This is a genomic window from Clostridium senegalense JC122 (assembly GCF_000285575.1).
In the GTDB taxonomy this organism is placed as follows: domain Bacteria; phylum Bacillota; class Clostridia; order Clostridiales; family Clostridiaceae; genus Clostridium_J; species Clostridium_J senegalense.
In genome coordinates this window covers 371186-385321 of sequence record NZ_HE611052.1, presented here as the reverse complement: position 1 = coordinate 385321, position 14136 = coordinate 371186, and the positions used below count along the sequence as shown (strand labels likewise).

Genomic DNA, 14136 nt, shown 5'->3' with positions numbered 1-14136 from the left:
TAATTTTATTGATTTGTTTTTTGCCTTTAGGATTTGAAACTTTATTACCATTTATTATACCAACATCAGCACCATCTTTAGGATACATTTTTCTAAGCTCAGCTTGAGTTTTCCAATTTTCTTTCATTCTATTTTTATTATTATCCATAATAAAATATATGTTAATACTTTAAGTTAAAATTAAATTTTTTATCTACAAGTATTAACAATCTCCTTTCTGTAATATATTTTAATAATTTTTATATAGCAATTTTAGTTAAGTTTTAAAATACATAGCTTAATTTCGTACTATTATTATTTACAAAAACAATAAAATTATTATATTAGAAAAATAAAAATTTAAAATTTAAAACTTGAAAAGAAATATTCAGAAAAATAATATGAAAAATCAGCATCATTGCAATTGTATGTTGTAGATATTTTAAAGTTATTTTAAAGTTATAAAAATACTATTTGAATAAACTTTTAATGGTACTTTCGTTAAAAGAATAATAGATAATAATGGTGTAATAATTTCAAAAAACGCCAAAAATATGTATGTTAAAAATTTATTTACTTTAATGGAGTAAATACCTTGTTATATTTTTTATATAAACAATATAAAATAGTAACAATTAATAAAAACAAAAAATAGAATGAAGTTCTAAGAAATTAAAGTTTAATTTTAGAAAAAATTATTTTAAAATTTTAAAATAATAAAAAAAACAACAAAAATATAATAAACATTTAAATTTAACTTAAAATTTTCATTATTAAGAAATTTGTTACTAAAGAAAGATGCTATTTAGAAAAAAGAATATTGAGTTGGTAACGTTGCATATAAAGAATAAATATTTTGATAATTTAATTAAAAAGTTAGATAAAAAAATAACAAAAACCACTGTTTTTTTAAAAAAATGTGTTGCATCATCGACAATTTTCGAGTACAATAACATTGCAATTCAAAATAACTAATTAATCAAATTAGTCAAAAAATTATTCGAAAATCTTTTACAGAAATGGAGAGAAATTAATGTCACAAGAAAACAAAAGAAGTATGGGCTTAAAAGAAGCTATCTCAGTTGTTGTAGGGGTAGTTATCGGTTCAGGTGTGTTCTTTAAAGCATCTGTAGTTTTTAAAGAGGCTGGATCACCATTATTAGGTATATTAGCATGGCTAATCGCTGGTCTTATAACTATTTGTGCAGGATTAACTGTTGCAGAAATAGCATCAGCAATACCAAAAGAAGGTGGACTTTACGCTTATTTAACAGAATTATATGGCGACGTTGTTGGATTCTTGTATGGGTGGGTTCAAGTTGTTATATATTTCCCAGCAGTAATTGCAGCTAGTGCAATTGTTTTATCAGAAACTGCATCACCATTATTAGGTGGATTAAGCGCAACACAACAAAAATTATTAGCGGTTGGTTTAATAATTTTTATGGCATTAGTACATATGGTGTCAACTAAGTTAGTAGGTAAAGTTCAAGTTATAGCAACAGTTGGAAAACTTTTACCATTAGCAGCTATTATAATATTTGGTATTATCAACGGTAAAAGTGGAGAACTTTCTACAATTTCATTTAACGGATTTACAGCTGGTGGATTTGGAGCTGCGTTAATAGGATGTTTATGGGCTTATGATGGTTGGATAAGTGTTGGTACTTTAGCTGGTGAAATAAAAGAACCAGAAAAGAACTTACCAAAGGCTATAATTGGTGGTTTAACAATTGTTATGTCTGTTTACGTGTTATTTAGCATTGGTATAATCAAAACATTACCAATGGACCAAGTTATAGGTTCAAGTGCAGTTGCAGCTGATACAGCATCAGTGTTATTTGGTTCAATTGGTGGAGTTATTATTTCACTTGGTATGTTGATTTCTGTTTTTGGAGCTTTAAATGGAAACATGATGGCTGGATCAAGAATGCCAGTAGCTATGGCTAAAGAAAAAAAATTACCAGCTAGTGCTGTTTTAGAGCAAATTAATCCTAAATTTGGTACTCCAATAAATTCAATAATACTACTAAGTGTAATAGCATTAGTATATGTTGCTAGTGGATCATTCCAAGCATTAACTGATATGATAGTATTCGTATTATGGGTATTCTTCGTAATGGGAGTATTTGGAGTATTCTTAGTAAGAAAGAAAAAAATGAATGCAAGCTATAAAGTGCCTTTATTCCCAATAATACCACTAATAGGTATAATTGGAGGTATATACATAGTAATAAGCTGTTTAACTTCAAGCTTTACTAACGCTATTGTAGGAACAGTATTAACATTAGTAGGTTTACCAGTGTTCTTATACTTAAAGAAAAAGAATACAAAAGAAACAGGTTCTGGAAAGAACGTTGCTTAATTATGAATTGTAAATAATAAGGTTGTTTTCAACTTGAAAAAGTTGAGACAACCTTTTTTTATTAAATATTTTAAGTGGAAAATATAAAATTTTTATTTATATTAAAAAGTTTTATAAAAATAAACTATATATTTACTTTAGTTGAATAAAATTTTGTGAAGTAAAAAATAAATACATAATAGAAAGGCTATATATAGGCATATACAAGACCAAACTGGTTAATGGTATAAAAGGTGCTTTGAAAGACAAATTCCTTTTTAGAAATGTATATAGAGACTTATTATATATAATAAAATATAATGTGCTTTAAAATAAAAAGTGCTTAAATTTTAATAAATTTAAGCACTTTTTATTTTATTATACTATATTGTACTATTAAGTAGGATTTTTAGGTGGATCCACCGGTGGATTTACTGGTGGATCAACTGGATCTACAGGTGGGTCCACTGGATCTACAGGTGGATCCACAGGTGGGTCCACTGGTGGTTTTGTTTCCCCACCACCATCACCAGGGTTAGTGTTTCCATCACCATTATTATTTCCATTATTGTTTCCGTTATTGTTTCCAGGATTATTTGTTTCAGGTTTATTATTTTTATCGCTGTCCTTATCCTTATCCTTATCCTTATCCTTATCTTTATCTTTGTCTTTATCCTTAGTTTTATCAGTTTCTTTTTCTGTATCAGGTTTAGGTGTATCATCTGGTATAATGTTTAAATCTGGACCAGAAAGTGTACTTCCATCAAAATCTTTTAAAGGTAAGCCAGAATGTATCTCATCCATATAATCTTTCCAAATGGATTTCGATACTTGTCCACCTTTATATATAGTTTGAGGAATATCAGCTCCAACATAAACAACAGTAGTGTAGTAAGGAGTATAACCACAAAACCAAGCATCTTTATCATCATCTGTAGTTCCTGTTTTACCAGCTGATGGCATACCACTTTTTAGAGCTGCTCCATATCCTGTACCGTGAGGTTTAGATATAACACCTTTCAATATACTAGTCATTTCTTTGGTAGCATCTTCTGAATATATCTCTATTTTTGCATGAGAATTTTTGTATAAGACTTCATTTTCATAGTTTTCTATTTTTTCAAGACATGTAGTTTCTATATATTGACCGTTTCTAGCTAGTGTTGAATATGCTCCAGCCATTTCTACAGCAGTTGTACCTTTAGTAAAACCTCCTATAGAAACTATAGGTGTTGTATCTGAAGGCATTATATACTTAAATTTCATATTATGAAGATAAGATAATGCTGTATCTACGCCTATTTCATTAACTAGATTAAAAGGTATAGTATTTATGGAAATTTCAGTTGCATATCTAAGACTTACATATCCTTTATATCCACTGTAAGCATTAGCAGGACCATTTGATATTGCTTTATCTTCTAAAGTACTATTAGCAGTATATCCACGTTCAAAAGCAGGAGTGTATGCTACAAGTGGCTTAATTGTTGAACCAGGCTGTCTAGGAGCTAAGTAAGCTCTATTAAATGTATTATCAACGCCATCCTGACTTCTACCACCTACAATTGCAACTACATTTCCAGTTGTATTATCTATTGTAACAGCAGATCCTTGCATTGAATAAAGTCCTGTATCTGGATCAATGCCATAATAACCAGATAAATTATTATCTAAACTATTTTGTAATAGTTCTTGTTTTCCAGGGTCTAATGAAGTGTAAATTTTATATCCACCTTTTCTTATTGAAGCATTAAGCTCCATATATAACTTATCATAATTATCAAAATAAGATGTTCTGTCATTATCATCTTTAAAACTTGTCCTAAATTTAAAACCTGATTTAGCCATAAGTTGTTCGATAGTACAATTTAGTGCATAAGTTATCATATAACCTTCTGGTTCATAATTTTCATGTTCTTTAACATTAAGATTAATCTCTTCAGATTTAGCACTATCATGTTCATCTTGAGTAATTGTTTTTGCCTTTAACATTTTATCAAGTATAAGATCTCTTCTCTCAAGAGTGTTTTCTATATTTGATAAAGGATCAAACATAGTAGGATTATTAGGTATAGCTGCTAAAAAGCAAAGTTCACTTAAGTCTAAATCCTTAGATGGTTTGTTAAAATAATAATTAGATGCGGATTCAATACCGTAATTTCCATTACCAAAATATATATTATTGATATAAAACTCAATAATTTGTTCTTTGCTATATTTTTCTTCAAGTTTACGAGAAATTATTATTTCTTGAAACTTTCTTTTAAAAGTTTGTTCATGAGAAAGAACTGTAGTTTTAACAAGTTGTTGAGTTATAGTAGATCCACCTTGTGTTATTTCTCCTTTGTTTTTTACAAGTTCTAATCCAGCACGAAATAATGCTTTAAAATCAACACCATTATGTTTCCAAAATCTAGGATCTTCTATGGAAACAAAGGCATTAACAATATTTGGCTGTATGTTTTTGTAATCTAAATATGAATAATCATATTGAGCTAGTTCTCGAATTACTTGTCCGTCTTTATCATAAATTACAGTAGGCATTTTGCTTAAAAATGTTTGATATGATACAGAGTTAGCTTTTTCTACAGAATCGTTATAAAAGTTTTTTAGGTTTTTATAATTAAAAGCTAAAACAAGCATTCCTATAAGGGTAATAACTAATAAAAATATAAAAAACCCCTTTAAAATCCCTTTGCTTTTGGATTTTTTACGACGAGTTTTCTTTTTTTGTTTATCTGTTGTTTTTTCTTTCATATTGGGCTCCTTTCATAAAGAAGTTTTAATATTATCTTAATATAACAATTAATTAAGATAATATAATAATAATAAATATTATTAAAAAATATTACTAAAATTTAACAAAAATTTTATTTATAAGTAATAAAATAAAGATAAGTTATATTTTAATAAATTTTTTAATTAATTTAAAAGTGTATAGTGGAAAACCCTTAAATGGATTATACTTCAATTTTTATTAATATGCAAAGTAGTTATTAACATATTATTTAATTGTATAATTTCAAGTTTATAAATTATAAGGTTAATCCATATAAAATTGTAAATTAGACACTTTTACTTAATTATTACTATAAAATTTCATATGTTAATAATTATATTGATTTAGCACTCAAAGCTACAAAAAACGTACAATAACTTCAAAATTTATTTATTGTAACAGAATTATTAACATATGTTCTAGGTTTAAATTTAACTTAAAAATATTATTTCTAAAACTTAGATAACCAAACAATGATGTAAGCTCGCAAACATCTAAACCTAAGACTGAATTTAAAGTGAAAATATTTTTAAGTTTTTAAATAAATTTAAATTCGAGCTTATTTCCCTATATTATTGTAAAGAAAGTAATTAAATAATAAACTTTTTTTATTATTTAAATTAAAATTTATACAAATAATAACATATACAACAAACCTTTAATATTATACAATGGATATTGAAAAAAATACAACAATATTTTGATTAATATAAAGTAGATAATTATATATAGGGTTAATAAAAAGTTATGAAATATAGAAATAATATTCTAAATTCATAACTTTAATATGAAAATTATAGTTATATTAATATTAAGAAATATATATTAAAGTTTGTTTTTAATAATTTCACCATTTATCATTACAAATTTAACTTTATTTCTTAAATCAAAAGGATGACCATTATAAATAATTATATCTGCATCTTTATTTTTTTCTATAGAACCAACTCTGTGACAAATATTTAAAGTTTTTGCTGGATTTATAGTTATAGAACGTAAAGCTTCTTCATCGTCCATACCTTCTCTAGCAGCTAAAGCGGCACAAATAGGCAAATATTGAAGTGGTATAACTGGGTGGTCTGTCATAAGTGATACCTTTATTCCAGCACGGTTTAGTAAATATGGAGTTTTAAATGTTAAATTTTGAAGTTCTACCTTAGATCTATCAGATAAAGTTGGTCCAACTATTATGCCTTTTAAATTTTGATTTTTTAAATAATCTACAATCAAATGACCCTCAGTGCAATGTTCTAAAGATAAGTCTAAATTAAATTCTTTTGCTATTCTAATTGCTGATAAAATATCATCTGCTCTATGAGCATGAGCTTTAACAGGGAGTTCGCCTGTTATTACCTTACCTAATGAGTCCATTTTCATATCAAATTCAGGCGCTTTTTCCATACCTTCCATAAATTTTTTTTGCTTTTCAACATAAATTTCAGCTTTTTTAAAATTTTCTCTAAGAATTGATGCAGTACCCATTCTCGTAGAAGGTGACTTTTTTTGATTTCCATAGACTCTTTTTGGATTTTCTCCAAAAGCAATTTTCATAGCAGAACACTCTTTAATAACCATATCATCTATTGTTTTTCCATAGGTTTTCATTATTGTAAATTGTCCCCCTATAACATTAGCACTACCGGGTCCAGTTGAAACGGTAGTAATACCTGAGCATAAAGCTTCCTCAAAACATTTATCTAAAGGATTTATACCATCTATTGCTCTAAGTTGAGGTGTTACTGGATCAGTAGCTTCATTACCGTCAGCACCTTCAAATCCAATGCCATTTTCCCACATACCTACATGACAATGTGCATCAATTAACCCCGGCATTAAAAAACCACCTTTAGCATCAATTACCAATGAATTTTCAGGAATTGGTAAATTATAGCCAAGGTCTTCTATTTTACTATCTTTAATAATAACCATTCCATTTTCTAAAATTAAGTCAGTCATAGTATGAATACTAGCATTTGTAATAACTATCATAATAACAATACCCCCAATAAAATTATATTAATTATTTTTAACCATTTTTGTGAAATAACCTTTAGGGATTAAACCTTTTCTTATTCCTTCAGTTACAACTAAATATGTTGCAGCTGTGTCAAATCTAGCATCATGGTAATTTCCGCTACCATCAAATAATTCATTAGCTTTATTTTTAATTATTGTAGAATTAAGGCCTAAAAAATTAACAACTTCCTCAAGTTTGGGATTCTTAATTCCACCTTTGCCATTAGAACATTTACATATGTTTTTATAATAGTTCATAGTACAAAATGTGTTTTTAGGTTTATAATTTATTTCACAAAACTCCAATTCGTGAGTTATAAACTTAATATCAAAATTTACATTGTGACCTATTAATATATCTGCATTTAAAAAATCATCTGAAATTTCTTCAAATTGATCTTCAAAATATAATCCATTACTTAATTTATATAAATCTTCTTCAGAAAATCCATGTATTTCTTTAGCTGATGGTTCCACGTATTCTACAGCAAAGAAAAAATTTTTACCATAAGTCTTTTGTGGTTTTACATCAGTATTTACAATTATATAAGAAAGTTCACATATGTTTCCAGGCGATATACCTGTAGTTTCTGTATCAAAAAAAATCATTTTCATTAGAAAAAATTCCTCCTAAAATAAGATTTGTTTAATTGTAATCATTAGTTAAATTTATATTTTATAAGTAAAGTTTAAACTAAAGATACTATACTATATAATAATGTATATTAGAAAAAATGACTAGTAATTATATTAAGATTTTTAAATATATATTTAATAAAGGCTTATATTAAATATTTTTAAATGAAAAGGTTATGTTAAAATTTATACAATAACATATAGTTATACAGTTATTTATATTGCAAATTGTAGAAAATAGTGTATTATATAGTATAAATAATACTATTGTTAAATTATGCAATTAATTTAATTGTATTATTTTAGGGGGGAGTGTAAAAAATATGAGTTTGAATTGGATTTGGATTGGATTAACAATCGTTGTAATAGTTGCTGATTATTTAAGTAGCGATTTTACTTATTCATGGTTAATTTTAGGTTTTATACCAGCATTTTTAATTGGATTTGTAGTAGATTTTGAAATTCAACTTTTAATTGCAATAATATTAGGTGGAATTTCAATAGTAATAGGACTTAAAATTTCTAGGAAATATATAAAAAGAACATTTAAAAAAGAGTCTTTAACGATGGGTAAATATATTGGAAAAGTTTTTGTAGCGGAAGAGGATATATTTAAAGAAAAGCAAATTAAGGTTAATGGAATATATTGGAACGTTAAAAATGTAGGAGATAATATATTAAAAGGGGAAAGTTTTAAGGTTGTATCCGTAGATGGAAATAAATTAATTATAAAAAAGGGAGATGAATAAATTATGGCTATTATAGGAGTAATAGTTGTACTTTTATTGATTGTAGGTATAATACTTTCAACAGTAAAAGTAGTAAACACAGGTTATGTTTATGTTTTAGAAAGGTTTGGACAGTTTTATAAAATTTTAGAACCAGGATGGCATATTACTATACCATTTGCTGATTTTGTAAGAAAGAAAATTTCGATGAAACAACAAATATTAGACATACCACCTCAAAATGTTATAACAAAGGATAATGTAAAAATTTCTGTTGATAATGTTATATTTTACCATGTTTTGAATGCTAAGGATGCTGTTTATAATATTGAAGATTTCACATCAGGAATTATGTATTCAACAATTACTAATATGAGAAACATTATAGGTGATATGAGTTTAGATGAAGTTTTAGCAGGAAGAGATACTATAAACTCAAAGCTTTTAACAATAGTTGATACTGTAACAGATGCATATGGTATAAAAGTACTTTCTGTAGAAATAAAAAACATAGTTCCACCTCAGGAAATACAAAATGCAATGGAAAAACAAATGAAAGCAGAAAGAGATAAAAGAGCAGCTATACTTACAGCAGAAGGACAAAGAGAAAGTTCTATAGCTAAGGCAGAAGGCGATAAGCGTTCAAAAATACTTCAAGCAGAGGCAGAGAAAGAAGCAAATATAAGACATGCAGAAGGACTTAGAGAATCTCAACTCTTAGAAGCAGAAGGTAAATCCAGTGCAATAGAGATTATAGCTAAAGCTGAAGCAGAGGCTATTCAAAGAGTAAATAAAGCTATAATTGAATCTGGTACAAATGAAGCGGTTATAGCTTTAAAACAAGTTGAGGCCCTTAAAGAATTGTCAAAGAATCCAGCAAATAAAATGATATTACCAGTTGATTCTTTAAATTCTTTAGGAAGTATTGCTGCAATAGCAGAAACACTAAATATGTCAAAAGATATGAAAAATCATTAAAGTCTAAAATATAAAGAGGTGTGTGATTGAGTTCACATACCTTTTTTATATAAATATAATATTATTTAGAATTTAGTAAAAGATTATGAAGTAAAATTATAAAAAAATTGATGATAAAATATATTTTAAATTATACTATAATTATAATATTTTATAAGAGGTGTTTTTATGAAGGAAATTAAATTTTTAGATATAGAAAAATTAAAGTAGGTCATTGCGAAAATCATGAAGGTGGAACTGGATGCACTGTAGTTTTATGTGAAGAAGGAGCTACTGGTGGTGTTGCTGTAAGAGGAGGAGCTCCAGGAACTAGGGAAACAGATCTTTTGAATCCTACAGAAATGATTGAAAAGATACATGCAGTAGTGCTATCTGGTGGAAGTGCTTTTGGGTTAGATGCATCCTGTGGAGTCATGGAATATTTAGAAAGAAAAAATATAGGATTTGATGTTGGTGTTACTAAAGTACCAATAGTGTGTAGTGCTGTGCTTTTTGATTTAACAATAGGTGATAGTAAAATTAGACCAGATAAAAAAATGGGGTATGAAGCATGTGTATTTAGTGAAACTAATAGAAAAGATTTAAATGGGAATGTAGGAGCTGGATGTGGAGCTACAATAGGGAAAGCTCTAGGTCCAAAATCTTCAATGAAAAGTGGTCTTGGTTCTTATGCTATACAAATTGGAGATTTAAAAATAGGTGCAATGGTTGCTGTAAATGCTTTTGGTGATGTTATAGATCCATTAACAGGAAAAATATTAGCAGGGGTATTAGATTATAACAAATTAAGCTTTTTAAATACAGAAAATATATTAGTAAAGGAATATGAAAATAAAAATAATAGATTTAATGGCAATACAACTATAGGTTTAATTGTAACCAATGCTAAATTAAGTAAAAATGAAACTAATAAAATTGCATCAATTGCACATAATGGTTTTGCAAAAACTATATATCCTGTTCATACAATGTATGATGGAGATACAATATTTACAATGGCTACTAATATAGTAGAAGCTGATGTAAGCACTGTTGGAATGCTAGCATCTAAGGTAATGGAAAAGGCAGTGATTAATGCCATAGAAAGTGCAGAAAGTAGTTATGGCTTACTAAGTAGAAATGAACTTTTAAAAAAAGAAATTTGTAAATATATTATATTAATAAAGAGCACTAAAGTTTTAGTGCTCTTTTATATTTATCTTGATTTTTTAATTTTCTTCATTGATATTATTATAGGTGTTACAATCACTGCTGCTACAATAGCTTCAGGTATACCATTAGTTGCACCTATTGTTAAGCAAGCAAGTCCTACAGCTTTATTGCTTGTAAGTCCCCAAATGCTAGATAGTTTATCTGCATAAATTAAGTATCCAAGACCTAAGACACCAATAGTATTAATCATAGAAGCTAAAAAAGCAGTTATTGTAAGTTTAAAAGTATCTTTTTTAGTTTTAAATACTTTATAGATGTAATAACTTCCAACTCCAATCAATACTCTTGGAATTAATGCTATTATAGGGTTTAAAAACATAAAAGAAGTTAATGTTGGTGCTGTTATTGCTTGGAACATACTAAAAAGTCCAAAGATTAACCCTATAAGTCCACCAACTAAAGGTCCCTCTAAAATTCCACCGATTATTACTGGTAAATGTAGTATTGTAGCATTCATAGCTGGAAGTGGTATAAATCCTAGTTTTGTTACTCCTAAGAATATAGAAACCCCAGACAGCATTCCTACAATAGCCATTTGTCTAACTGTAAGTTTAGACTTCTTTGACTTTGTGTTTTTAAAAGTTGACTCCATTACAAATCCTCCCATTCTTATTCCTTTTAGGATATAATTTGGTATTATGCACATATATGTGCCACAATGAAAGTAAATATTACTACATTGTTCAGTTTCTATTCGAATACTGACAATTGTATTTTATAACATTTAACAATAAGAAATCAATATAAAATGGAGAATTAAGAATTTTCTTTAGACATTTTGTTAAATTTAAACATATTTAAAATAATATTTTCTATAGAATATCTATAGTATATAGGTATAGAGTAATCTTATTTTTATTACTTAAATTCATATTAAGTTTTATAAATATAAAAAAGACATTAAAGTAGAATTACTTTAATGTCTTAAAAAATTTAGTATATATTATTTATTTATTTTATCTAAAGCTATTTCTTTTGCAAAGTCATATGAAGCTGTGTTTTCTATGTAAATTCTGTGCCATATTAAGAATACAAGAATAGTCCATATTTTTCTGCTTCTATCGAAAGGTCCTTTTCTATGTTCTTCGATTAAGTCAAGTACAGCTTTTTTGTTTATAAATTCAGCATTACTTTGTTTTACTATATTTACAGCCCAATCATAAAGCTCTTTTTTAAGCCATACACGAATTGGTACTGGATATCCAAGTTTTTTTCTATCTATAGCTCCAAGCATTGGAAGTTGTGACTTGTATGCTTCTCTTAGCATATATTTAGTTACATTTCCATTAATTTTTTCTTCAAGATTTAATTTAGAAGCAACTTTTAAAACTTCTGTATCTAAGAATGGAACTCTTAATTCTAAAGAGTGAGCCATACTCATTCTATCAGCTTTAACTAATATATCACCTGTAAGCCAAGTATTGAAATCAACATATTGCATTTGTGTAACTTCGTCATAATTCTTTATTTTATCATATATTGGTTTCATAGTTTTAGCATAAGTAAAATCACTATTGTAATTTTTTAAAATTGAAGCTTTTTCTTCATCTAAAAAGATTTTAGCATTTCCAACATAACGCTCAGAAAGTGGAGTACAACCTCTATCTAAGAAGCTTTTTCCTTTCATTCCTTCAGGCATTTTGTTTGAAATAGCTTTTAACATAGATTTTACTGGTTTTGGAACATTTTTAAAACCTTGAAGTGATAATGGTTCATGATATATAGTATATCCACCAAACACCTCGTCTGCTCCTTCTCCGGATAAAACAACAGTTACATGTTTACGAGCTTCTTGTGAAATAAAATAAAGAGGAATTGCTGCAGGGTCAGCTACAGGTTCATCCATATGCCAAATGATTTTAGGAATTTCATTTGCAAATTCTTCAGCAGAAATAATTCTACTTATATTTTCTACTCCTAATTTATCAGCAGTTTCTTTAGCTAAATCTATTTCTGTGTATCCTTCTCTATCAAATCCAATAGTGAAAGATTTAATGTTTGGATCTATTTTACTAGCAAGTGCAGTAACAACTGTAGAGTCTATACCACCAGATAAAAATGTAGCAACAGGAACATCTGCATTCATATGAAGTTCTACTGATTTTTCCACAACATTTCGTATTTCTTTCATTCTCTCATCTTTAGGCATAGAAATAGGATTAAATTGTAAGCTATAATATTGATTTATTTCACATTTTTTGCCTAACTCTTTTCTTATTGTATGACCTGGTTTTAATAGTTTTACATCTTTAAGCATAGTATTTGGTTCAGGTACAAATTGAAATGTTAAATAGTCATGAATTGCCTTAGTGTCTAAATCTTTATAAGTTGTTTCAGGGTTGGCAAAGAAACTTTTTAACTCAGATGCAACATATAGTCCATTTTCATTTTCGATATAGTAAAAAGGTTTTATACCAAATGGATCTCTAATTCCAAAAAATACCTGTTTTACTTTATCCCAAATTATTATAGAAAACATACCTCTAAGTTTTTTTACAAAGCTTTCACCTTCATGTTTATATAAAGTAGCTATTACTTCAATTTCTGAATCAGTTGTAAAGCTATAGCCTTCTTTTATTAAATCTTCTCTTAGTTCTCTATAGTTATAAACCTCACCATTAAAAATTAATTCATACTCATTATTTCCATAGCTATAAGGTTGTTTTCCGTTTTCTAAGTCTAGTATACTAAGTCTTCTAAATCCTAAGTATACATGTTCATCAAAATATTCTCCATCTTGAGTTGGTCCCCTATGAATAATTGCTTCAGACATTGGGCTAAGTTTAGCCTTACTGTCAAGAGTCATAGGATTATTACTAAAAAATGTTACAAATCCACACATGTTAAGTCCTCCTTAGTGGAAAATTTTATAAAAATTCTTAATTCCTATTTTTACATTTTATATTAAGAAAAAAAGTTGGTCAATATAAAGGCCATTAAAATATTAACAACATACTAAAAGTTACATTGTAAAATATAATCTTAATGTACAAAATGTAAATTAGTTAAAGATTAGCTTATGTAATCTTATAAAGCGTAAGTTAATAATTACCTTCATAAATAATGACAAGCTTTATAAGCTATAATTTTTAACTTTAATAAATAGAAAATGTTATATTAACAAATAGTTTTAAATTTAGCTTGCCCATTTCATTATTAAATTTATGTAAATAAAAATTAATTAGGTAAATAGGTCAATTGCTATAAAAACTTAGCAATTCTTATAATTATTAAATTCAAATTTTATTTTATATATTTTATCCTATTAAAGTATACCATAAAATCTCAAATAACAATAAGATTTATTTTATAAATCTAATAATTCATATAAACACAAGTTATAAATTAATATTAGTACATAAAATATATTATAAATTTAAATTTTAAATTATTACATTATGTATAAGTTGGTTGAAATGTGTTTAAAAATGTAAAAAAAAATTATGTTTTACACATAAATTTTA

At 27.0% G+C, this 14136-nt stretch carries 8 protein-coding genes and 1 pseudogene; 4 read left to right on the top strand and 5 right to left on the bottom strand.

Annotated elements, in window-relative coordinates; translation table 11 throughout:
* Positions 1-1012 precede the first annotated feature (1012 nt).
* Positions 1013-2344, top strand: a complete 1332-nt coding sequence (locus CSGHG_RS13625) for an APC family permease (protein WP_010296368.1) — start codon at positions 1013-1015, stop codon at positions 2342-2344.
* 375 nt (positions 2345-2719) lie between these two features.
* Here the strand turns inward: CSGHG_RS13625 and CSGHG_RS20860 are convergent, their stop codons facing one another.
* The 3 genes from CSGHG_RS20860 to CSGHG_RS13610 all read right to left on the bottom strand — a co-directional run bounded on the left by CSGHG_RS20860 (position 2720) and on the right by CSGHG_RS13610 (position 7733).
* Positions 2720-5080: a transglycosylase domain-containing protein gene (locus CSGHG_RS20860; RefSeq protein ID WP_010296366.1), complete on the bottom strand. Its 2361-nt coding sequence runs from the start codon at positions 5078-5080 to the stop codon at positions 2720-2722.
* A gap of 847 nt (positions 5081-5927) precedes the next feature.
* Entirely contained in the window at positions 5928-7091 is a 1164-nt protein-coding gene (locus tag CSGHG_RS13615; RefSeq protein ID WP_010296363.1) for an amidohydrolase, read from the bottom strand.
* Between the two features lie 27 nt (positions 7092-7118).
* Positions 7119-7733, bottom strand: coding sequence for a 3'-5' exonuclease (locus CSGHG_RS13610; RefSeq protein ID WP_010296360.1), 615 nt, complete (start codon positions 7731-7733; stop codon positions 7119-7121).
* Between the two features lie 344 nt (positions 7734-8077).
* Between CSGHG_RS13610 and CSGHG_RS13605 the strand changes: the two genes are divergently transcribed.
* The 3 genes and pseudogenes from CSGHG_RS13605 to CSGHG_RS20855 all read left to right on the top strand — a co-directional run.
* Positions 8078-8503 carry an NfeD family protein gene (locus tag CSGHG_RS13605; RefSeq protein WP_010296357.1) on the top strand — a complete coding sequence of 142 codons (426 nt, stop codon included), beginning with the start codon at positions 8078-8080 and terminating at the stop codon, positions 8501-8503.
* Between the two features lie 3 nt (positions 8504-8506).
* Positions 8507-9460 (top strand): SPFH domain-containing protein, encoded by a 954-nt coding sequence (locus CSGHG_RS13600; RefSeq protein WP_010296352.1) that lies wholly within the window; start codon positions 8507-8509, stop codon positions 9458-9460.
* Between the two features lie 168 nt (positions 9461-9628).
* Positions 9629-10593 (top strand): annotated as a pseudogene (locus tag CSGHG_RS20855) (P1 family peptidase); the annotation flags it as partial.
* 62 nt (positions 10594-10655) lie between these two features.
* Here CSGHG_RS20855 and CSGHG_RS22755 read toward each other — a convergent pair.
* Both CSGHG_RS22755 and asnB read right to left on the bottom strand, forming a co-directional pair.
* Positions 10656-11264, bottom strand: coding sequence for an ECF transporter S component (locus CSGHG_RS22755; protein ID WP_026022359.1), 609 nt, complete (start codon positions 11262-11264; stop codon positions 10656-10658).
* Positions 11265-11615: 351 nt separating this feature from the next.
* The gene (gene asnB, locus CSGHG_RS13585) at positions 11616-13514 is read right to left on the bottom strand and encodes an asparagine synthase (glutamine-hydrolyzing) (RefSeq protein WP_010296344.1); all 1899 of its coding nucleotides are present in this window, start codon (positions 13512-13514) and stop codon (positions 11616-11618) included.
* Positions 13515-14136 lie beyond the last annotated feature (622 nt).

Bases quoted from the DNA above. Each gene is read 5' to 3' on its own strand.
- CSGHG_RS13605 (WP_010296357.1), top strand. From the start codon at position 8,078: ATGAGTTTGAATTGGATTTGGATTGGATTAACAATCGTTGTAATAGTT.
- CSGHG_RS13615 (WP_010296363.1), bottom strand. From the start codon at position 7,091: ATGATAGTTATTACAAATGCTAGTATTCATACTATGACTGACTTAATT.
- CSGHG_RS13600 (WP_010296352.1), top strand. From the start codon at position 8,507: ATGGCTATTATAGGAGTAATAGTTGTACTTTTATTGATTGTAGGTATA.
- CSGHG_RS13610 (WP_010296360.1), bottom strand. From the start codon at position 7,733: ATGAAAATGATTTTTTTTGATACAGAAACTACAGGTATATCGCCTGGA.
- CSGHG_RS13625 (WP_010296368.1), top strand. From the start codon at position 1,013: ATGTCACAAGAAAACAAAAGAAGTATGGGCTTAAAAGAAGCTATCTCA.
- asnB (WP_010296344.1), bottom strand. From the start codon at position 13,514: ATGTGTGGATTTGTAACATTTTTTAGTAATAATCCTATGACTCTTGAC.
- CSGHG_RS20860 (WP_010296366.1), bottom strand. From the start codon at position 5,080: ATGAAAGAAAAAACAACAGATAAACAAAAAAAGAAAACTCGTCGTAAA.
- CSGHG_RS22755 (WP_026022359.1), bottom strand. From the start codon at position 11,264: ATGGAGTCAACTTTTAAAAACACAAAGTCAAAGAAGTCTAAACTTACA.